Below are 21711 nucleotides of genomic sequence, written 5' to 3' on the forward strand. Positions count from 1 at the left end.
GGCGGGTCAGGAGCCGTTCTGCAGGCGGCGGAGCCGGTTTCCGGCCCGCCGCAGCAGGGAGCGCCGGGCCGCCGCCTGGAGGGCGACCACCTCCTTGCGGCGCTGCTCGGCCTTCTCCCGCCAGCGGGCCGCGTCGCGCTGCCCCTTGGCCGCGGCGGCGCGCAGCTCCTTCAGCTCGGCCTTGAGCGCGTCGACCTGGCGGCGGGCGCGTTCGAGCTCCTTGCCGCGGGACTCGGCCTCGGCGCGCCACCGGGCGGCCTCGCGGTTGCGGTTGGACGCCCAGGAGGGGTAGGCCCCGGCCGCCGGGCGGAACTTCCACGACTCGCCGTCCAGCCAGGTCACGCCGTACAGGTCGGCGATCACGTCGTCGGAGGACTCGCCGTCGCGGATGACCAGCGCCGCCCTGGCCGCGGCGGCGGTCCGCTCCAGCCGGGCCGAGATCACCCCGGACTCGTCCTCGTCCAGGGCGACGAGCAGCAGCCCGGCCCCGTCCTGCTCGGCCCGCTCGACCAGCGACTGGATCGAGGCGGCCCCCGGGACCCAGCCCGCCGGGCACAGCAGGCGGAACGGCGCGGGAGCGGGGGCGGGCGGCCCCGGGGGCGCAGCGGACGTGAACGGCTCAGCCGGCGCCTCGGCGAAGACGACGCGGCCGTCATGGGCGTACTGGGCCCGGAGCAGCCGCAGGTCGAGCAGGGGATCGTCGAGCGGGATCCGGCGCTCGTCGGTGAGCGACGACCACGGGCCGGTCACGGTGACCCGGACGTCGGGCAGGGTGCTCGCCAGCGCTCCGTCCACGCTCGCGCGCACGTCCTCGAACGAGGCGTCACGGGCGTCCACCACCACCTCGACGTACGGCACCAGCCACTGGCGGCCCGGGTCCGTGCGCAGGTGGCGCCGGTAGGGGATCCGGTCGGCGACGAGCGGGGCGGTGTAGCGCCGCACCTCGACGCCGCGCCGCATCGCCGTGGTCGTCCCCAGGTGCCAGGCCAGAGCCGCGGCGTCGGGGACGAACACCCCGCCCGCCTGGGTGAGCCGGTAGCCCAGGTCGGTGTCCTCGCCCAGCACCAGGGAGGTGTCGTACCCGCCCGCCTCCCGCAGCAGGCGGGCGCGGACCGAGACCGTCGCGCCGACGTGGATGCGGTGCAGGAGTGCGCCGGGCGCGTCGCGGAAGCCGCGGTGCTCGGCGACGAGCCGGTCGATCCAGTCGTGCCCGTGCTCGGGGTCGGGGTCGAACAGCGACCCGGCCCCGTCCTTGGCGACGGAGGCGCGGACCTCGGCCGGGGAGGGCGGGGTCCCGTCCACGGCGGTGAACCGCAGCGTGCCCGTGACCACCAGGTATCCGGCCAGGTGGTGCCAGCGCATGTGCGCCTCGACGTGGTCGCGGTAGGGGACGATGTCGGCGTCCATCCGGTGGACGACCTCGCCGTCCGCGACCGCCGTACCGGACCGCAGGGCCCAGGCGATGCCCCAGCCGCCGGGGGCGGCGGGGACCAGGCGGGTGCGCTCGGGCGCGATCTCGGGGATGCGCAGCGGCGGCGTGCTGCCGTCGTCCACGACGACCACCTCCATCAGGTGGTCCGGGTAGGACTGCGCGGCCAGCGCGGCCAGCAGGAGGTCGAGCTTCTCCTGGCCTCCCCTGGCGGGGATCACCACGCTCACCGGCAGCCGCGGCTCCCATCCGCCGAGCGCGGGCGGCTCCAGCACCCCGTAGTCGTTGCCCGGGATGCGGGGCTCACCGCTCACGACGCCTCCACGGGGAGCTCCATCAGGGCGTTCGGCCGGAAGCCGCGCCACTGGCGCTTGTTGCGCCGCAGGAACGTGCCGATCGGCTCACGCCAGGTGTGGCCCGTCACGTTGCCGCGCCGCAGGATGTAGCCCAGGCCGTGCGTGCGGTAGATCTGCCCGCCGGCGGCCTGCACGGCGTGCTGGAACTGGGCGTCGATCGTGCCCGGCAGCGGCCGGAAGCCGCCCACGGCCTCGAACGCCGAGCGCTCGGCGAAGATCGTCCCTCCGGCGATGAAGTTGGTGATCTGCTCGGTGATCTGTTCCCGGTGGACCGTCACGCCGATCGAGGCGAGATAGACGAACTCCGGGACCGTCCCCACGACCTCGGCCCCCGAGTAGGAGTGCGCGAGGATCAGGTCGGACAGGAAGTCCGGGCCGTACCAGTCGTCGTCGTCCATCTTCAGCAGGTACGATCCCGACGCCCTGGCGGCGGCCTCGTTGAGCACCGCGCCGAACACCGTGCGCCCCTCGGCCTCGAACACGGTGACCGGCCGGTCGAAGGAGGCCAGCGCCGAGGCCACCTCCGGATGACCGGCGGGCACGCCGTGCAGGGCGAGGATCACCTCCAGCTCCGCGCCGCGCTGCCTGCCCACCTGCTCCAGCGCGAAGCCCACCATCTCCGGGCGGCGGGTGGCCAGCAGCACCGAGGTCAGCGGGGCGGGTGCGGAGGGGGCGCCCAGCTGCTCCCACCGGGTCCGCACGCCGTGGGTGCGCAGGGCCTCGCGCCGCAGCCGGATGCTGTGCTCCTCCCGCTCCAGGTCGTCGGCGAGACCGGCCTCCGGCACCGAGGTCAGCAGCCGGGTCAGCTCCTCGCCGAGCGCGCCGGCCCAGGCGGGCACGGCGTCGCAGACGAGGGGGACGCCCGCGGCGGCCAGCCCGGTGACGACGCGCAGCGCGGCGACGGGGCCGGTGTGGCTGCGCCCCCAGTCCACGCGCACTCCGCGGACCTGCCTGATCCGGCTGACGTCGACGTCGGTGACGCATCCGGAGGCGGCGAACCGGGTGAGCGTACGGCCCTCGCAGGTGATCGCCCACCGGTCGGAGTCGAGGGAGAGGTCGGCCATGTCGAGCGCGGGCACGGTGACGAAGCCCATCGGGTTGACCGAGCGGTCGTCCACCGGCGGCACGGCCCGCGGGTCGGACAGGTCGGCCAGCCCGTTCCTGAGGATCTCCTCCCCGCCGGGGCGTCCCAGCCGCTCCCAGCTGACCAGCTCGGCCAGCGGCCGCTCCACCGGGATCTCCTCGCCCTCCCAGGGCTCGGGGTCGCTGTCGGTGGTGCGCAGGACCAGGTCGCCGCCGCGCGCGCCGAACCGGTCGGGGACGGGTCCGGCGACGTCGGCCGGGGCGGCGTTCGGGTCGCCGGGCCGCCAGTGCGCGGCCCCCGGGCCCGCCAGCCCGGCCACCGGCGCCGCGACGACGTCCAGCCGGTATCCGGCGAAGGCCCTGGCGGTGGCGGCGAGAGTACGGCCCGCGGGCGCGGGCTTGGAGAATCGCGCGTCCACCACCCACGTGGACGCGCCGGCCCGGTGCACCCGCAGCTCGGTCAGGGCGCGCCAGCGGTGGGCGGGGGTGGGCGACAGGACCGGCGCGGTGTACCAGTGGGGCGTCTCCGCGACCGCGACGACGGTCCGCGAGGAGGAGGGGAGCAGCGCCTGCATGCTGGCGGCCCGGCGGACGTCGGTCGGCGTCTGGGCCAGCAGCAGCACCTCGGCGACGCTCTCCTCGGGGGAGGGCGCGCCGGTCAGGTCGCCGTCCAGGTCCAGGACCCGGCAGCGCCCGGTCCCGGCGGCCGCCTCCAGCTCGTCGAGCGTCTCGAGGCCGGCGCAGTAGACCAGCACGCGCCGTCCCGGGTTGCGCTCCACCGCCGCGCGGACGAGATCGGTCAGATGAGGCATCAGCCCGTCTTCCTCTGCCGCATGGCCGCGGAGATGATCTCGCGCAGGTGACCGCGGGGGCGCTCGCCCTCCGCCCGCTCCAGTTCGGCCCGCAGGCTCTCGACCTCGGCGCGCAGGGTCTCGGTCTCACCGCGCAGGCGCTCGGCCTCCCGTCGCCACTTCGCCGAGCTGGCCCGCCACTTCGCGGGGTCGCCGGTGGCCGGCTCCGCCTCCTCGGCGGTCGTCACGCCGAACTCCTCCGCGCTCACCCAGAACGAGCCGAACAGCTCGTGCACGGTGTCGTCCAGCGCGCCGGTCTTGTGCGCGTCGTCCACCTGCGCGTCGTCCACCAGCGCGGCCCTGGCGAAGGCGGCGGCGCGCTCCAGCCGCATGGCCTCGATCCCGTCGGTGCCCTCGCCGAGCACCACGCTCAGCAGGCCGTACCCCTCCCGCTCGGCCAGCCGCACCAGCTCGGTGAGGCTGTCGGCGGCCAGGACCCGCCCGGCCGGGCAGGTCAGCCGGAACGGCGCGGGCGCCGAGGTCGCCGCGAGCTCCCCGGCCAGGCGCACGCGCGGCTCGTGGGCGTAGAAGTTGCGGACCAGCCGCAGGTCCAGCATCGGGTCGTCGAGGGAGGGATGGCGCTCGGAGGTGAGGTCCCGCCAGGGGCCCAGCACGGTGACGGCGACGTCGGCCAGGGTCCCGGCGAGCGCGGCGTCCACGCTCGCGCGGACGTCCTCGTAGGAGGCGCCGCGGGCGTCCACGACCACCTCGACGTACGGCACCAGCCAGCTCCTGCGCGGGTGGGTCCGCAGCCAGCGCAGGTCGGGGATGAGGTCGGGCAGCAGGGACCAGTTGTGCCGGTGCACCTCCTTCTCCCGGCGCATGACCGTGGAGGAGCCGAGGTGCCAGCTGCGGGCCTGCGGGTCGGGCACGAAGACCGCGCCCGCCTGGGCCAGCCGGTATCCGAGGTCGGTGTCCTCACCCATGGTCAGGCCGGTGTTCACCCCTCCCGCCGCCCGAAGCAGGGCGGCCGACACCGAGGCGGTGGCGCCGGAGTGCAGGCGGTAGGCGCCCGCCCCGGCCTCGCGCAGCCCCCGGGTCTCCTCCAGCACGCCCACCCGGTAGGCGTGCGGGACCGTCTCGTCGAACAGGCCGGCCGCGGCGCCCGCGCCGACCGCGGTGAAGATCTCCCGGGCGGAGGGGGCCGGTCCGTCGGGGGTGAACAGGACGTCGCCGAGCACGACCGCGTAGGAGGCGAGGTGGTGCCAGCGCATGTGCGCCTCGAGGTGCTCCCTGTCGAGGACCATGTCTGAGTCGATCCAGTGCACGACGTCGCCGCGCGCGGCGTCCGCGCCGGTCTGGCGGGCCCAGCCCCGTCCCCACCGGCCCCGCGGCACCCGCACGATCCGGGTGCGGGCGGGCGCGAGGCCGGGCACGCGCAGTTCGGGGGAGCTGCCGTCGTCGGCGACGACCACCTCGGTCAGGGCGGCGGGGTAGCTCTGCGCGGCCAGCCCGGCGAGCGTGCGGTCCAGCGCGTCCTGGCAGTCGTGGGCGGGGATCACCACGCTGACCGTCAGCCGGGGCCGCCAGTCGCCGAGGTCCGCGGGCCGCAGCGGCCCGTAGTCGTTGTGCCGGATCCGCGCCTCGGGCGACGGCCGCGCGCAGGAACGGGAGGCCGGCGGCCAGGCGGGGGAGCCGGGGGAGGCCGGTCGGGGCCCGGGGAGGGGGTGGGCCCCCGCTGTGTCCTGGCCCCGCATCATGTCCCGGTCTCGGAGGAGACGCGCGCCTCGACGGCCGCCAGCCGGGGCAGCAGGCCTTCGGCCAGTTCCTTCATCTCCTGGCGCAGGGACATCGCGTGGACCCGCTCCTCGCCCAGGGAGGCCAGGACGGCGTTCAGGTCCTCGTCACGGCGGAGGCGGTCCTGGCCCAGCAGCTCGGTGATCTCCCCGAGCCGGGCGTCGAGCCGCTCGGCGGCCGCGGCGACCTGCGTGATCCCGGCCTCGCAGCGCTTGACCCTGGCGTCGAGCCGCAGGACCTTGCCGTCGGCCCTGCGGATCCCGGCGACCACGAGCACCTGGAGGCCGAGCAGGAGCACGATCATGCCGAACAGCACGGCGACCGTCACGGAAACGACGCCGGTGCCCACCAGCGCCGCCAGAGCGACCAGAGCCAGGAGTCCGGCTGCGGCGGCCGGGAACACCAGTTGTCGGGGCGTTGGCATCCGTGTAGTTACCTTTCGTGCTGTCTCGTCTTCACCCGTCGACGGGGGACAGGTCGGGGCTTATCCACTGCCCGGATGCGGATACACCGTTAAATGTAACGTTTAGAACTATATGAGTTCTGCGTGATTCCTGAGAGTTCCCTCCTGAGATCAAAGTCGTCCGCGGCGGAGAGGGGCCGGATTCCCCGGACGCGGAGAGTGCGCACGGCCGCTTCCCGAGGGTGTGGGAGCGGTTCCCCCAAGGGGCGCGAGAGCGGCGAACGATGCGGTCCGCGCATCTCTGACCTGGAGATTGCCGGATCTTGGTTAAGGTGTCCCTGCATGCGGTGAGAACCGCCCCGGCGGAGGAATCAGGTGGGAAACGACCTCTATGGCAGCTGTCGCCGATCTCGGCTCCCCGGGGGCCGGGCTGGAACCTGTGGGTTTCCTGAGAATCGCATCCGGAGACACCGGAGACCTGCGCTGGGAACACGGCGGATGGACCGTCGAGGATGACTCGCTCGCCTCGCTGAGGACCCGGCGCGGGCTGCGCGTCCACCTGCCCGAGGACGCGGTGGACCTGACCGGGGTGCTCGACCTGGCCGCGGCCGGGGTGCCGATGCACGCGCCGCACGTCCCCGGCTGGGTGACCGGAGCCGATCCCGAACTCGCCAAACTCCTGTCCGACGGCGCCTGGCTCGCCGAGACCCCGCGTGACACGCCGCGCTGCACGGCCGCCCTGCGCCGCGAGGAGCACAGCGTACGGCTGCGCCGGCACGGCCTCGGACGCCGCGCTCTCACGCACGGGGCTCTCACGCGTGCCGGAGGGTCCGGCATGCCCGCGGTCAGCGTCGTGATGTCCAGCATGCGCCCGCACCTGCTGGAACCGGCGCTCGCGCAGATCGCCCGGCAGCGCGGGGTGGACGTCGAGATCCTGCTGGGCCTGCACGGCGTCCCCGCCGGCCACGAGGCGGTGCGCCGGGCGGTCGCGGGCTGCCCGCTGCCGGTCACCGTGGTCGAGGCCGACGCCGCGACGCCGTTCGGGGAGGTGCTCAACCTGGCGGCGGCCCGCGCGGGCGGCGACCACCTCGCCAAGTGGGACGACGACGACTGGTACGGCCCCGAGCACCTGTCCGACCTCCTGCTCGCCCGCTCCTACGCCGGGGCGGACATCGTGGGCACGGCGGCCGAGTTCTTCTATCTGGAGCCGCTGAACCTCACCGTCCGGCGCACCGACTACTCCAGCGAGGTCTGGTCCGACCACGTGGCCGGGGGGACGATCCTGCTGGACCGCGACAGGTTCCGGGAGGCCGGCGGGTTCCCCGGCCTGCCCGCGGGGGTCGACGCGGCCTTCCTGAAGGCCGCCCACGGCGCGGGGGCGCGCGTCTACCGGGCCCACGGCCTGGGATACGTGCTGCGCCGCTCGGTGAGCGCCGAGCACACCTGGCGGCTCTCCCTGGCGCACTTCCTGCGTGTCGCGTCGAACCAGTGGCGGGGATTCCGCCCCAGCCTGATTCTGGAAATGTCATGACAGCACGCATCGTGGGCAACGACTACCGCACCCTCACCCCGCCCGAACTGGGCGCGTGGACGCCGTCGTTGCGGGTCAGCGTGGTCGTGCCGGCCTACGGCGACCAGCGCAAACTCGACCTGACCCTGGCGGGGCTGGCCGGGCAGACCTACCCCGCCGACCTCACCGAGGTCATCGTGGTGGACAACGGCAGCGAGCCGCCGCTGCGCCTGCCCGAGATCCGCCCGCCGCACACCCGGCTGGTCGTCTGCCCGCTCCCCGGCCGGGCGCACGCCCGCAACGCCGGGCTGGCCGAGGCGGGCGGCGACGTCGTGCACTGGCTGGACTCCGACGTGGTCCTGGACCGCCGCTCGGTCGAGGCCCACATGCGCTGGCACCACGCGGCGCCGTACCTCGTGGTGACCGGATACCTGCGCTTCTCTCCCGCGGAGCCGCCCACGCCCGAGGCGGTCGCCGCCACCGACGACCTGGCCGAGCTCTTCGAACCCGCCGAGCCGCACGCCTGGCTGGTGGACCTGATCGAGCGGACCGACGGCCTCACCGACAACCCCGGCCGCGCCTTCAGCCTGCACGTCGGCGGCGCCACCTCCGTCAACGCGGCGCTGCTGGCCCAGGCCGGGCCGATGGACACCGACCTGATCCTCGGCCAGGACACCGAGATGGGCTACCGGCTGGCCCAGGCGGGCGCGGTCTTCGTGCCCGAGCCGCTCTCGCGCGCCTTCCACCTCGGCCCGACCATGCGCATGCGAGGCAAGGCCCCCATCGACCGGGTCAGCCACGCGTTCGTCGCCGACCGGATCCCCTCCTACCGCTGGCTGCGCTCCCATCCGGCCCGGCAGTGGAAGGTCCCCTACGTGGAGGTGGTCGTCGAGACGGCCGGCCCGCCGGGGGAGGGGGCGGAGGACTCCCGGCCGGGATACGACGAGATCCGCGCGACCGTGGACGCGGTGCTGGCGGGGACCGTCCCCGACGTCGCGGTGACGATCCCCGGTCCCTGGGAGGACCTCAGGACCGAGGACCGCGCGCCGCTGACCAACCCCGACCTCGATCTGGTCCTGGTCCGCGGGCACTACGCCCACGAGTCCCGGGTACGGCTGGAGCCCCTCACCCGCGACGCGACGCCGTACCGCTTCAGGCTGCCCGCGGGCTGGGTGCCCGGCGAGGACAGCCTGGCCCGCCTGCTCGACCTGGCCGTGGAGGGCGGCTACGGCCTGGTGTCGGTGCTGCTGTCCGAGGGGCCGGGCCGGAAGGTGACGACGGCCCGGCTGGAGCGCGCCGCCGCGTTCGCCCGGGCGGCGATCGTGCTGCGGGAGGGCGAGGACCTCGACGACGCCGTGGAGGAGACCTTCGGCACGTTGTGGGTGGAGGGCCGGGCCTACGGGTTCACCTCCGAGCCGCAGCCGATCACCGGCCGCCGCGGCGCCTACCGGGCCAGGACCGAGGCGCAGGCCGAGGTGGTCCGCCTCACCAAGGAGGTCGAACGGCTGCGCGGCCAGGTGGGCAAGTGGCGCGAGGAGGCGGGACGCTGGCGCAAGAGCACGGTGGAGCTCAGACGCGAGGTCGGCGCGCTGCGCAAGGAACTGGCGGCGGCCAGGAAGGTCGTCCAGGACGGCCTGATCTCCTCGGTGAAGCGGGCCATCATCCGCCGTCGCTGACCGGCGCCGCGGGACCCGCTCACTCCGGGCGGATCGCGGCGCGGAGCCGGTCGATCAGCGAACGCGAGCCGCCGGGCGCCGGACTCGCGCTCTCCTGGCCTCTGGGCCCGCTGGGCCCGCTGGGTCCATTGGGCCCGCGTCTGCCCGGATCGGCCTTCCTGCCCGGACCGGGCTCTCTCGTCGCCTTGGTCCCCGGCTCAGGTCTCGCGACGGTCCTGGCCGCCGGGGCGTCCGGGAGCGGGGCGCTTTCCGGAGCGCCCGGCCGGGCCGCGCGCGAGGAGGGCCAGAACTCCTTCGCCTCGCCGTGCCGTACGCCGTGGGTGGCCTTGATCGAGGCGGCCACCTCCTGGGGATACCGGGCGCCGAGCAGCAGGGCGCGGCCCACCGCCTCGGTGCGCTCCAGCGTGGCCGGGCCCGCGCCGGGCAGGTCGACGGTCAGGAGCCCCGACCTGTCCTCCTGCACGGCGGCGATCATCCGCTCCAGGGAGTCGTGGCCCAGCGGGACCGAGATCGGGCCCGTGTAGCGGAACGGCGTGGGCGCCGGGGTGGGGGAGACCTCGTCGGCCAGCCGTACCCGCTCGTCGTGGCCGAAGTGCTCGCGCATCAGGCGCAGCTCGAAGTCGGGGTCGCCGAGCACCGGCCGGCGTCCCCGCGGCAGCCTCGACCAGGGGGCGACCAGGGTGACCGTCACGTCGGTCACCGACCCCTCCAGCGCCGCGTTCACCGCCTCGCGCACCTGCTCCTGGCCGGCGCCGCCCACGTGCAGGACCACCTCGACGTACGGCACCAGCCAGCGGCGCCCCCGGTCCTTGCGCAGGTCCCGGCGGAGCGGGATCCGGTGGGCCAGGTACGGGGCGACCGCGCGGACGACCCGCTGCCGGTCGCGGCGCTGGGCGGGCAGCCCCAGGTGCACGGCCCCGGCCGTCATGTCGGGGATGAACACCACGCCGCGCTGGGCCAGCCGGTAGGCGAACTCGGTGTCCTCGCCCCGCAGCACGTCCGGGTCGATCCCGCCCACGGCGTGGAAGGTCTCGCGCCGCATCGACACCGTGGGTCCGGTGCACACGTGGTAGGGGTTGCGGCTGGCCCGCAGCCCGTCGGTGCGGGCGATCGTCTGCTCGGTGGAGCTGGGCAGCGCCTCCGACAGGTCGAAGATCTCCTCCAGCGAGCCCGCCCGCACCGCCTCGTGGACCCGCCCGGGCGTCAGCCGGGGTTCCTCGACGAACTTCTTCGCGCCGATGGTGACCAGGTGCTCGGCCAAATGGTGCCAGCGGGCCAGCGCCTCGATGTGCTCGCGGCAGACGACCATGTCGGCGTCCAGGCGCTGCAGGATGCGGCCCTCGGCGAGGGCGGCCCCCGTGTTGACCGCGTGCGCGATGCCCCAGCCGCCGGGATCGGCGGTGACGATCCGGGCGCCCGGCGGGGCGATCTCCGGCAGGCGCAGCGGCGGCTCGCTGCCGTCGTCGACCACGATCACCTCCATGAGGTGATCCGGGTAGGTCTGCGCGGCCAGGGAGGCGAGGGTCAGGTCGAGCCGGTGCTGCCCGCCGTGCGCAGGGATGATCACGCTGACCGGGAGGGACGGGTCCCAGGCGCCTATTTCGGGCGGTCGCAAGGGGGAGTAGTCGTTGTGCCGGATCGGCGGCAGGCCGTTCGCCGCTCCGCCCGTCATGATGCCGTACCCCTTTACGAGTGGTGTGCCGTCGCCGGCGTTCCCGCTTGTCAAGCCCTCGACCCTACCTGCGGTTGCTGAGCGTTTCCTGTACACAGGACGCGCGGCCTGTCCATCTGGTGGACGCCGCATCCCCTCTCCGAGACCGTTGCCCGTAGACTCTTTGCCCAACATCGCAGGTAGAACGCGCACGGCGGAGCCTTGCGCGGGAGGAGCAATCATGACCAGGGCGTGGCGTGGCCTCATCGAGGAGTATCGTGACCGGCTTCCGGTGACCACGGCGACGCCCGTCGTCACCCTGCTGGAGGGCGGCACGCCGCTCGTCCCCGCGCACCGGGTCTCGGCGCTGACCGGCTGCGACGTCTACCTGAAGGTCGAAGGGCTCAACCCGACCGGCAGCTTCAAGGACCGCGGCATGACGATGGCCATCAGCAAGGCCGTCGAGGAGGGCGCCAAGGCCGTCATCTGCGCCTCCACCGGCAACACCAGCGCCTCCGCCGCCGCCTACGCCGTCCGCGCGGGCCTGACCTGCGCCGTGCTCGTCCCCCGCGGGAAGATCGCGATGGGCAAGCTGGCCCAGGCGCTGGTCCACGGCGCCAAGCTGCTGCAGGTCGAGGGCTCCTTCGACGACTGCCTGGAGATGACCAGGAAGCTGTCGGAGAACTACCCGATCGCACTGGTGAACTCGGTCAACCCCTTCCGGCTCCAGGGCCAGAAGACCGCGGCCTTCGAGATCGTCGACGCACTCGGCGACGCGCCGGACATCCACTGCATCCCGGTGGGCAACGCCGGCAACATCTCGGCCTACTGGATGGGCTACACCGAGTACGCCGCGGACGGCGTCGCGACCAGGACGCCCCGGATGTTCGGCTTCCAGGCCAGCGGTGCCGCGCCGATCGTCAACGGCGCCCCGGTGACCCACCCGCACACGATCGCCACCGCGATCCGCATCGGCAACCCCGCCTCCTGGCAGCTGGCCGAGGCCGCGCGCGACGAGTCCGGCGGCGTCATCCAGTCCGTGACCGACCGCCAGATCGCCGCCGCCTACAAGCTGCTGGCGCAGGAGGAGGGCGTGTTCGTCGAGCTGGCCTCCGCGGCCAGCGTGGCCGGTCTCCTGCAGGCCCACGAGCAGGGCCTGGTCGAGCCCGGTCAGCGCATCGTCTGCACGGTGACGGGCAACGGCCTCAAGGACCCCGACTGGGCCATCTCCGGCGCCCCCACCCCGCTGACGATCCCGATCGACGCCCACGCCGCCGCCACCGCCCTCGAACTCGCCTGACCGGGGAGACGATGATCAATATCCACGGCGGGAAGGTCGCCGTCCGGGTTCCCGCCACGAGCGCCAACCTGGGGCCGGGCTTCGACTCCCTCGGCCTGGCGCTGGGCCTCTACGACGAGGTGGAGGTCGAGATCGGCGCGGCGCCCGGCCTGACCATCGAGGTGAGCGGCGAGGGGGAGGGCGAGCTCGACGCGGGCGAGGGTCATCTGGTGGTCCGCTCGCTGCGCGCCGCCTTCGACGCCTTCTCGGTACGGCAGCCCGACTCCATCAGGCTCGTGTGCCGCAACCGCATCCCGCACGGGCGGGGGCTGGGGTCGTCCTCGGCGGCGATCTGCGCCGGGATCGTCGCCGCCAGGGCGCTGGCCTACCCCGAGCACGCCGGAGACCGGAGCGTCCGCGAGCGCGCGGGCAGCGTGCTGTCGGACGCCTTCGCCCTCGGGCTCGCCACCGAGATCGAGGGCCATCCGGACAACGTCGCCCCCTGCCTGGCCGGGGGCCTGACGATCGCCTGGATGGAGCAGCCGGGCGATCCGCGTATGGTGAAGCTGGCCCCGCACGGCGACATCCGGCCGGTGGCCATCGTCCCCGCGGACCGCCTGTCGACAGAGGTGGCCAGGGGACTGCTCCCCAAGGACGTGCCGCACGCCGACGCGTCCGCGAACGCCGGGCGGGCGGCGCTGCTGATCGCGGCGCTCACCGCGCGGCCGGAGCGGGAGCTGCTGCTGGCCGCGACCGAGGACCGGCTGCACCAGGACTACCGCGCCCCCGCCATGCCGCAGACCGCCGAACTGGTCAAACGCCTGCGCGGGGCGGGTGTCCCCGCGGCGGTCTCCGGGGCGGGTCCCACGGTTCTTGCGTTTTCGACACCGGATACACAGGATTTGATCGCACCGGAAGTGGGTACTGACTGGCACATCCAGCCACTGGATGTCGAAACCCACGGTGCGTGCGTTGTTTCTCCCGAGACACGCTGAAGCCTCTTCGACCTTCAGGGAATAGCAGTGTGCGCTGGTGATGTTAGGCTGATAGCCGCACCAGGTGCCCCCGTTTCGGGTGCGTGCTTGTCAGCCACACATCGTCGCCCCGCGTCTCGCTCCACGAGGCGTGAGCGCCACAGTGGTTTCCCCGAATCCGTCGCCTCCGAATGGCCCACATTCGGTTGGGGCAACGAGAGGCGGCGTTTCAGGGGACATGCGCGTTCGAACCATCTCGACATCTGGTTGCCGGTAGCAATCCGGGGGGTGTCCTCCAAGCCCCACCGTCGGCGAATCTCGATGGTGACGGCGTGGATGCGCCCTTCTCCGACAGTGGCGGCGGTCCTCACGGGCCGCCGAGGATCGCGACGTGCAACCCGACCCGGTCTGTCCCTCCGGGTCGATCGCACCACCGGGACGATTGGCTGATCGTGGCCACGCCCGACCCCTGGGAAGGACCCATTAGTGAGCGACACCACCGAACTCCTCTCCGATGCCAACGGCACTCAGCCGGCGGCCGGCGACACCCCCACCCGCGCCGCGACCAAGCGTCGTCGCTCCGGCACCGGCCTGTCCGCCATGGTGCTGCCCGAGCTGCAGGCCATGGCTTCCAGTCTTGGCATCAGCGGAACCGGGCGGATGCGCAAGAGCCAGCTGATCGCGGCCATCCAGGAGAAGCAGGGCGTCTCCGCCGAGAGCGCCCCGGCGCCCGCGGCGGCGCCCCAGGAGGCCCCGGCTCCGGCCGCCGCCGAGCCGGTCGCCGAGCGCCCCGCCCGTAGCCGCCGGGAACGTTCCCGGAGTGCCGCCGCCGCTCCCGCCGCCCCGGTCGCCGAGCCGCTGCCCGAGCAGGTCGCGGCGCCCGAGCCCGTGGTGGCCACCTCGCCCGTCGTGGAGCAGCAGGCCGACGCCGGTCAGGCCGAGGGCCGTCCCGAGCGCGGCGAGAGCCGTCGTGAGCGCCGCAGCCGCGGCGAGCGCCGCGAGCGCGGTGAGGGCCGCGAGCGCGGTGAGGGCCGTGAGCGCGGTGAGCGTGGCGAGGGCCGCGCCGACCAGCGCGCCGCGGACGCGGGCCAGGGCCGCGGCGAGCGCACCGACCGGGGCGAGCGCACCGACCGGGGCGAGCGCCCCGATCGCGGTGAGCGCGCCGACCGCGGTGAGCAGAACCGCGGTCCGCAGGGACGCGGCGACCAGCACGGCGCCGGTGTCGAGGACGACGACCGCCGCGGGCGCCGCGGCCGGTTCCGCGAGCGCAACCGCCGCGGCCGCGACCGCTTCGACGGCAACGAGCCCGTGGTCGGCGAGGACGACGTCCTCATCCCGATCGCCGGCATCCTGGACATCCTCGACAACTACGCGTTCGTCCGGACCAGCGGCTATCTGCCCGGCGCCAACGACGTCTACGTGTCCCTGGCCCAGATCCGCCGCAACGGCCTGCGCAAGGGCGACGTCGTCACCGGCGCCGTCCGCCAGCCGCGCGACGGCGAGCGCCGCGAGAAGTTCAACGCGCTGGTCCGGCTCGACACGGTCAACGGCATGGACCCCGAGCAGGCCCGCCAGCGGCCCGACTTCAACAAGCTCACGCCGCTCTACCCGCAGGAGCGCCTGCGCCTGGAGACCGAGCCCAACGTCCTGACGACCCGGATCATCGACCTGGTCGCCCCGATCGGCAAGGGCCAGCGCGGTCTCATCGTCTCCCCGCCCAAGGCGGGCAAGACGATGGTGCTGCAGGCGATCGCCAACGCGATCACCCGCAACAACCCCGAGTGCCACCTGATGGTCGTCCTGGTCGACGAGCGTCCGGAAGAGGTCACCGACATGCAGCGGTCGGTGAAGGGCGAGGTCATCCACTCGACCTTCGACCGCCCCGCCGAGGACCACACCACGGTCGCCGAGCTCGCCATCGAGCGGGCCAAGCGCCTGGTGGAGCTGGGCCACGACGTCGTCGTGCTGCTCGACTCGATCACCCGCCTGGGCCGGGCCTACAACCTGGCCGCCCCGGCCTCCGGCCGGATCCTGTCGGGTGGTGTCGACTCCACGGCGCTCTACCCGCCCAAGCGCTTCTTCGGCGCCGCCCGCAACATCGAGAACGGCGGCTCGCTGACGATCCTCGCCACGGCGCTGGTCGAGACCGGCTCCAAGATGGACGAGGTCATCTTCGAGGAGTTCAAGGGCACCGGCAACGCCGAGCTCAAGCTCAACCGCTCCCTCGCCGACAAGCGGATCTTCCCCGCGGTGGACGTCGACGCGTCCGGCACCCGCAAGGAGGAGATCCTCATGTCGAAGGACGAGCTGCAGATCGTCTGGAAGCTGCGCCGGGTGCTGCACGCCCTGGACATGCAGCAGGCTCTGGAGCTCCTCCTGGAGAAGATGAAGGAGACCAAGTCCAACGCGGAGTTCCTGCTCCAGGTGCAGAAGACGACGGTCAGCTCCGACCGCGACTGATCCCGCGCGACGCACGCGAAAACGCCCGGCGGCCTCGGCCGCCGGGCGTTTCCCGTGTCTGACTCTATGCGTCTCTGCGTCTGTGTCCCCGTGTCTGTACGGCTTGCGCCCGGGGTTGGGGACGCGAGCCGTACAGCCTCTCGACGGGTGTGACGGGTGCTGAGCGCCCGTCGGGGCCGCTAGCGGACGTCGACGTACTCGTAGCCGGACTTGGAGCCGTAGGTCTTGCTGGTCCCGCTGACGGTGGCGCGCCAGTAGGCGTCGAACTTCGGCTTGAGGGTCTTGCTGTACTTGCCGGTGCTGTTCGCCTTCACGTAGTGGGCGAACTTCCAGCTGCCGCCCTTCTTCTTGTAGTAGAGCGCGACCATCTTGCCGGAGTAGGCGCGGCTGCCCCGGTAGACCTTGCCGTACAGGCGGATGGCCTTGCCCTTCTTGACCTTGTTCGCGGTCACGTCGAACGAGATCTTGGAGGAGGCCTTCTTGGAGGAGCCCTTCCTGACCGTGAAGGTGTCGGCGGTCTTGACCTCCAGGGACTGCCCGCCGCGCGAGGCCTCCAGCTCCAGGGTCCAGGACCCGGTGGTGAAGGAGTAGTCGAAGTAGGTGTCGGCGTACCAGGCGTTGGCGCCGTTGCCCTTCTCCAGGGTCACGTCGATCGAGTCGCCGCCGTCGGTGGCGTACAGCTTGCCCTTGACCGAGGACGCGCCGATGACGCTGGCGCGGACCTGGACCTCGGTGTCGCCGGAGGTGCTGATGACGACGGGGTCGGTGACCGCGGCCGAGACGAACTTGACCTGCGGGTCGACGGTCACCTCCTTGCAGGCCTCCTTGGCGGCGCCGTCACGGGTGACCAGGACGCGGACGGACCACTTGCCGTCCTTGTTGTCCTTGGTGATCTTGAAGCTGCCCTTGACCTTGACGTCGGCCGGGGCGGTGGTGTGATCACCGGTGGGCGGGGCCGGGACCTGCTCGATCGTGGCGTCGTTCCAGGCGGTCTCACCGACGCGCTGGAAGTCCGCCTTGACGGAGGTCACGTCCTTCTCCAGGGCCTTACCGTTGAGCTTGTAAGGGCTCTTGATGGTCGCCTCGAAGGTGACCGTGGCGTCGTCCTTGAGCGGGACGAAAGCGTCGCTCACGGTCAGGGCGGTGACGTCGGCGGACAGTTCGCAGGCCACCGCGGTGGTCGCGGAACCGGCGGCGAGCGCTGTCGCCGTGCTGCTGGTGAAGACGGCAGCCCCCGTTGCGGCCGCGAGAAGCAGCCGCATTCCCTTCTTCATTCGCTCCCCTTATTTAGGTAAAAAGTGAGAAAAGTGACGGTTTGGGCACCGGAGCCTAGTGGGATGGGAGTGACGCGTCCATAGACTCCGGCGATCCCCTCGGGGAATGCCTGATGGCCTGGAGTGGTTGGAGCATCTGGCACACTGGTAGCCGAACCGCAGCGGTTCCGGTTCCCGCCCGCGCGCACCTCGGTGTGCTTCAGCGCGCAAGCCGTATCAGGCGAGAAGACAGTGGCGACCCGGCGACCGCGCTTTGGAGAGGACAAGAGCCATGAAGCCCGAGATTCACCCCGAGTACGTCACCACGCAGGTGACCTGCACGTGCGGTAACACCTTCACCACCCGCAGCACCGCCAAGAACGGCGCGATCCACGCCGACGTGTGCTCCGCCTGCCACCCGTTCTACACGGGCAAGCAGAAGATCCTGGACACCGGCGGCCGGGTGGCGCGCTTCGAGAAGCGCTTCGGCAAGAAGCCCGCGGGCCAGTAGCCCTCGTCCCGACGCCGGCTCGGAAGCGTCCCCCGGTGGGGACGCCCGGGTCGGCGTTCGTGGTGATGAGGCAGGCCGACAAGGGTTTTTCAAGGAAGAGGACGTGCGGTGAATCTCGACGAGCTGCTCAGTGAGTACGCCGAGCTGGAACTCAAGCTCGCCGACCCCACCGTGCACGCCAACCCGACGCAGGCGCGCACCTTCGGCCGGCGTTATGCCGAGCTGACCCCGATCATCACCACCTACCGCGAGCTCGAGGGCGTCCAGAACGACCTGGGCACCGCCAAGGAGCTGGCCTCGGAGGACGAGGCCTTCGCCGAGGAGGCCAAGGAGCTCGAGGCGCGGATCCCCGAGCTGGAGGACAAGCTCAGGCACCTGCTCATCCCGCGTGATCCCAACGATGACAAGGACATCATCATGGAGATCAAGGCGGGCGAGGGCGGCGAGGAGTCGGCGCTGTTCGCCGGCGACCTGCTGCGGATGTACCTGCGCTACGCCGAGCGGGTGGGCTGGAAGACCGAGATCATCGATGTGACCCACTCCGACCTGGGCGGATACAAGGACGTCACGGTCGCGGTGAAGGCCAGGGGCGACGACGGCGTCTGGTCGAAGCTGAAGTTCGAGGGCGGCGTGCACCGCGTGCAGCGCGTGCCGGTCACCGAGTCCCAGGGCCGCATCCACACCAGCGCGGCCGGCGTCCTGGTCTATCCCGAGGCCGAGGAGGTCGACGTCCAGATCGACCCCAACGACCTGCGCATCGACGTCTACCGCTCCAGCGGCCCCGGCGGCCAGAGCGTCAACACCACCGACTCGGCCGTGCGCATCACGCACCTTCCGACCGGGGTGGTCGTCTCCTGCCAGAACGAGAAGAGCCAGCTCCAGAACAAGGAGTCGGCTCTGCGCATCCTGCGGGCGCGTCTGCAGGCCCTCGCCGAGGAGGAGGCCAACGCCGCGGCGATGGCCGAGCGCAAGTCCCAGATCCGCACGGTCGACCGCTCCGAGCGCATCCGCACCTACAACTTCCCCGAGAACCGCATCTCCGACCACCGCACCGGTTTCAAGGCCTACAACCTCGACCAGGTGCTGGACGGCGACCTGACGGCCGTCATCCAGTCCCTGCTCGACGCCGAGATGGCGGAGAAGCTCGCGGCCCACTCCTAAGGCCAACGCACAGAACGCGCCCATGACCCTTCTGCTGGACGAGATCGCCCTCGCCACCGCCAGGCTCGCCGAGGCCGGTGTGCCCTCGCCGCGCACCGACGCCGAGGAGATCGCCGCCTGCGTCCACGGCGTACGGCGCAGCGAGCTGCACACCGTGGCGGACGCGGACTTCGACGCGCTCTTCTGGGAGGGCGTCGCGCGGCGTGAGGCCCGCGAGCCGCTCCAGCACATCACCGGGCGCGCCTACTTCCGCTACCTGTCCCTCGAGGTCGGGCCGGGCGTCTTCATCCCGCGCCCGGAGACCGAGGTCGTGGCGGGATGGGCCATCGACCGGCTGCGGGAGATGGACGTGGCCTCGCCGGTGGTCGTGGACCTGGGCACCGGCTCCGGGGCGATCGCGCTGTCCATCGCCCAGGAGGTCGCGCTGGCCACGGTGCACGCGGTGGAGGTCGACCCCGACGCCTACCGGTGGGCCAAGCGCAACATCCTGGAGCAGGGCCAGGGCCGGGTGCACCTGCACCCGGAGGACCTCGCCGACGCCCTGCCCGAGCTCGACGGCCGGGTGGACCTGGTCATCTCCAACCCGCCCTACATCCCGCCCGGCGCGGTCCCGCGCGACCCCGAGGTGCGCGACTACGACCCGCGCCGCGCGCTGTACGGCTCGGGCAGCGACGGCCTCGACGAGGTCAGGGCGGTCGAGCGGACCGCCAGGCGGCTGCTGCGGCCCGGCGGTTTCGTCGCCGTGGAGCACGCCGACGAGCAGGGCACCCCGGTCTATCTGATCTTCTCCGAGGACAACGGCTGGCGCGACGTGCGCAGCCGGCAGGACCTCACCCGAAGAGATCGTTTCGTCACCGCCCGTTTCGGCCAGGAATGAGGATCGAACGCCGTGAGTAGACGCTATGACTGCAGCGACCCGGAGCAGCGGAGCGCGGGCCTGACCGAGGCGGCCTCGGCCGTACGGCGGGGCGAGCTGGTGGTGCTGCCCACCGACACCGTCTACGGCATCGGCGGTGACGCCTTCACCCACGCGGCCGTGAACCGCCTGCTGGAGGCCAAGGGCCGCGGCCGGGACATGCCGGTGCCGGTCCTGGTCGGCACCGTGAGCGCGGCCAACGCCCTGGTGGAGAACCTGGGCCCCTACGGACAGGACCTGGTCGACGCCTTCTGGCCCGGCCCGCTCACGCTGGTGTGCCGGGTGAACCGCTCGCTGTCGTGGGACCTGGGCGACACCAAGGGCACCGTCGCGCTCCGCATGCCCCTGCACGCGGTCGCGCTCGACCTGCTCAAGGAGACGGGGCCGATGGCCGTCTCCAGCGCCAACCGCTCCGGCTCGCCGCCCGCGACCACGGCCGCCGCGGCAGAGGAGCAGCTCGGCGACTCCGTCGAGGTCTACCTCGACGGAGGCCCCTGCACGGACGACGTCCCGTCCACGATCCTCGATCTCACCACGGCGGTGCCCCGGCTGCTGCGGCAGGGGGCCATCCCGGTGGGGAAGCTGCGCGGAGTGATCGGCTACGTGGCGACGGACGCCGGTCCGGAGAACGCGGACTGATCCCGGCCGCGGGACCGGCCCCGGCCTGGCCGGTCCCCGCCGTGGCCGCCATCCATGCCGGCTGATTATCGCCGTGACGGGCGGGCCCGTCCCCGGTAGCGTGAAGTGCGCCGCCACCTTCCGGGAGACGCCCATGGGCAAGTTCGACGGAATGGACCCCGAGCTGGTCCGCGATCTGCTGTCCGAGGTGAAACAGGCCGCCGGGCAGATGCGGACGATCGAGAGCCGGGTCGCCCAGCTGATGGGCGGGGCGGGGCTGTCCTCCGGATCCGCCCAGCGTCCGTCCCAGACCGCCGAGGCGTGCGACGCGATGGTCAAGGACGTCTCGGCACGCGTGGCCCTGCTGGAGAAGAAGGTCAAGCAGGAGACCACCTCCGCCGCCCCGAACACCCGTGCCGACGACCCGAGTCCCACACCCACTCCCACCCCCACGCCCGAGCCTCCGAAGGCGGATGACTCCAAGCCGGAGGCTCCCAGTCCCGAGGGCGGAAACACTCCCACTCCCACGCCCGAGACCCCGAAGGGTGAGGACGCCAAGCCGGAGGCGCCGAAGGAGGACGCCAAGCCGCAGCCCCCGAAGGCGGAGGATCTCAAGCCCGCCGTTCCCGACTCCGAGGGCAGGACCACTCCCGCGCCCACCCCGACGCCTGAGCCTCCGAAGGCGGATGATTCCACGCCGCAGCCTCCCAAGCCCGAGGACGGGATCACTCCCACGCCGGAACCGCCGAAGGCGGAAGACCCTACGCCTCCTCCGAAGGAGGACGATTCCACACCGCAGCCCCCGAAGGCGGAGGATCTCAAGCCCGCCGTTCCCGACTCCGAGGGCAATCCGCGCATCGAGGACCAGCCGTCCGGCACGCCCGACGCGCCCGCCCCTGAGACGGACCGGAGCCCCGAGACCGACCCGAGGCCCGATCCGAGCCCCGACACCGGGAGCACGCCGAGCCCCGCACCGGAGACCGGCACCGCGCCGGACCCCAAGCCGGACACCGATTCCAAGGGCGACGAGCGTTCCCCCCGGGACGGGGGATCCGACAGCCCGCAGGGCGCGGGGGACGGCCCTCTCGACACGCCGGAGAAGAACCATCCCGACGACATCGACCAGACCGGCGACCTCAAGCCGCAGGTCGTCGAGGTGGACGGCGTCAAGGTGCTGCAGATCCCGCTCGACCCGCCGACCGCGGAGCAGGTCGAGGCGCTGCTGGAGGACATCGAGAACATCCCGCCCATGGACATGCCCACCGTGGACGGCCTAGGGAACGGCTCCGGCACGAACGGCACGGGAACGGACGGCACGGGAACGGACGGCACGGGAACGGACGGCACCGGAGCAGGCGCCGGTCAGGTCGACCCCAGCCCGGCGCTCGACTCGGCCCGGCCGCAGGACACCGTGCTCGACACCGCCGCACCGGCGCCCGACCAGACCGTCCAGCCACCCGGCACCGGTACGGGTCAGGACGGCACCGGGACCGGCGATTCCAGCACACAGGGCAATCCCGGCGGGCAGACGGACTCCGGTGCACAGGGTTCCGGCGCTCAGCAGGATTCCGTGGCGCGGTGGGCGGACGACGGCAGTGACGTGGTCTCGGTCGAGGTCAGTCCGCCGAGTGCCGAGGCGCTCAAGACGCTCATCGGCAACGTGCGGGAGATCGAGCCGCTGGACATGCCGAGCGTGCAGGTGCCCGAGGGGGAGACGTGGGGTGAGGGCCGCTGGGCGCCCATGGATGTCGGGCCGGACGGGCCGGCCGGTGAGGTGGATCCGGGAGAACCGCGCAGGCCGATTCCGCCGCCCGGCGGATCGTCGGGCGCGTAGTCGGTGTGA

The 21711-nt window shown here is 72.7% G+C and carries 16 protein-coding genes; 10 read left to right on the forward strand and 6 right to left on the reverse strand.

The genetic code is table 11. The features are described 5' to 3' along the window. Positions 1-6 precede the first annotated feature (6 nt). From Psi01_RS03285 to Psi01_RS03300, 4 genes are read right to left on the reverse strand one after another with little or no spacing between them, the layout of a single operon-like run. Complete coding sequence (locus Psi01_RS03285) at positions 7-1743, reverse strand: glycosyltransferase (protein ID WP_204062414.1); 1737 nt, start codon at positions 1741-1743, stop codon at positions 7-9. Next, the gene (locus Psi01_RS03290) at positions 1740-3680 is read right to left on the reverse strand and encodes a glycosyltransferase (RefSeq protein ID WP_204062415.1); all 1941 of its coding nucleotides are present in this window, start codon (positions 3678-3680) and stop codon (positions 1740-1742) included. Before Psi01_RS03290 ends, Psi01_RS03285 begins: the two co-directional genes overlap by 4 nt. Beyond that, positions 3680-5419: a glycosyltransferase family 2 protein gene (locus Psi01_RS03295; RefSeq protein ID WP_204062416.1), complete on the reverse strand. Its 1740-nt coding sequence runs from the start codon at positions 5417-5419 to the stop codon at positions 3680-3682. Before Psi01_RS03295 ends, Psi01_RS03290 begins: the two co-directional genes overlap by 1 nt. After that, the gene (locus Psi01_RS03300) at positions 5416-5880 is read right to left on the reverse strand and encodes a hypothetical protein (RefSeq protein ID WP_204062417.1); all 465 of its coding nucleotides are present in this window, start codon (positions 5878-5880) and stop codon (positions 5416-5418) included. Before Psi01_RS03300 ends, Psi01_RS03295 begins: the two co-directional genes overlap by 4 nt. 370 nt (positions 5881-6250) lie before the next feature. On the opposite strand from Psi01_RS03300, the gene Psi01_RS03305 reads away from it, so the two are divergent. Both Psi01_RS03305 and Psi01_RS03310 read left to right on the forward strand, forming a co-directional pair. Then, positions 6251-7390 carry a glycosyltransferase family 2 protein gene (locus Psi01_RS03305; RefSeq protein WP_204062418.1) on the forward strand — a complete coding sequence of 380 codons (1140 nt, stop codon included), beginning with the start codon at positions 6251-6253 and terminating at the stop codon, positions 7388-7390. Further along, positions 7387-9045, forward strand: a complete 1659-nt coding sequence (locus tag Psi01_RS03310; RefSeq protein ID WP_204062419.1) for a glycosyltransferase family 2 protein — start codon at positions 7387-7389, stop codon at positions 9043-9045. The genes Psi01_RS03305 and Psi01_RS03310 overlap by 4 nt, the downstream gene beginning before the upstream one ends. Positions 9046-9064: 19 nt before the next feature. On the opposite strand, the gene Psi01_RS03315 is transcribed toward Psi01_RS03310, so the two are convergent. Then, positions 9065-10717 carry a glycosyltransferase gene (locus Psi01_RS03315; RefSeq protein WP_239127008.1) on the reverse strand — a complete coding sequence of 551 codons (1653 nt, stop codon included), beginning with the start codon at positions 10715-10717 and terminating at the stop codon, positions 9065-9067. A 220-nt stretch (positions 10718-10937) separates the two neighbouring features. Between Psi01_RS03315 and thrC the strand changes: the two genes are divergently transcribed. The 3 genes from thrC (at position 10938) to rho (ending at position 15409) form a co-directional block, all read left to right on the forward strand. After that, complete coding sequence (gene thrC, locus Psi01_RS03320) at positions 10938-11996, forward strand: threonine synthase (RefSeq protein WP_204062420.1); 1059 nt, start codon at positions 10938-10940, stop codon at positions 11994-11996. An 11-nt stretch (positions 11997-12007) separates the two neighbouring features. After that, positions 12008-12970: a homoserine kinase gene (thrB, locus tag Psi01_RS03325; RefSeq protein WP_204062421.1), complete on the forward strand. Its 963-nt coding sequence runs from the start codon at positions 12008-12010 to the stop codon at positions 12968-12970. A gap of 465 nt (positions 12971-13435) precedes the next feature. Further along, positions 13436-15409 (forward strand): transcription termination factor Rho, encoded by a 1974-nt coding sequence (gene rho / locus Psi01_RS03330; RefSeq protein WP_204062422.1) that lies wholly within the window; start codon positions 13436-13438, stop codon positions 15407-15409. A 179-nt stretch (positions 15410-15588) separates the two neighbouring features. Here rho and Psi01_RS03335 read toward each other — a convergent pair whose 3' ends face one another. Continuing rightward, positions 15589-16683: a hypothetical protein gene (locus tag Psi01_RS03335; RefSeq protein WP_204062423.1), complete on the reverse strand. Its 1095-nt coding sequence runs from the start codon at positions 16681-16683 to the stop codon at positions 15589-15591. A gap of 271 nt (positions 16684-16954) precedes the next feature. Here Psi01_RS03335 and rpmE point away from each other — a divergent pair, with 271 nt between their 5' ends. The 5 genes from rpmE to Psi01_RS03360 all read left to right on the forward strand — a co-directional run bounded on the left by rpmE (position 16955) and on the right by Psi01_RS03360 (position 21702). Continuing rightward, positions 16955-17173, forward strand: a complete 219-nt coding sequence (gene rpmE, locus Psi01_RS03340) for a 50S ribosomal protein L31 (RefSeq protein ID WP_204062424.1) — start codon at positions 16955-16957, stop codon at positions 17171-17173. A 108-nt stretch (positions 17174-17281) separates the two neighbouring features. Further along, the gene (gene prfA, locus Psi01_RS03345; RefSeq protein WP_204062425.1) at positions 17282-18334 is read left to right on the forward strand and encodes a peptide chain release factor 1; all 1053 of its coding nucleotides are present in this window, start codon (positions 17282-17284) and stop codon (positions 18332-18334) included. 22 nt (positions 18335-18356) lie between these two features. Further along, positions 18357-19211: a peptide chain release factor N(5)-glutamine methyltransferase gene (prmC, locus tag Psi01_RS03350; protein ID WP_203875671.1), complete on the forward strand. Its 855-nt coding sequence runs from the start codon at positions 18357-18359 to the stop codon at positions 19209-19211. Between the two features lie 12 nt (positions 19212-19223). Beyond that, entirely contained in the window at positions 19224-19889 is a 666-nt protein-coding gene (locus Psi01_RS03355) for an L-threonylcarbamoyladenylate synthase (protein WP_204062426.1), read from the forward strand. 133 nt (positions 19890-20022) lie between these two features. Then, entirely contained in the window at positions 20023-21702 is a 1680-nt protein-coding gene (locus tag Psi01_RS03360; RefSeq protein ID WP_204062427.1) for a hypothetical protein, read from the forward strand. The last annotated feature ends 9 nt before the right edge of the window (positions 21703-21711 follow it).

It is taken from the genome of Paraplanobispora siamensis (assembly GCF_016863175.1).
In the GTDB taxonomy this organism is placed as follows: Bacteria; Actinomycetota; Actinomycetes; order Streptosporangiales; family Streptosporangiaceae; genus Planobispora; species Planobispora siamensis.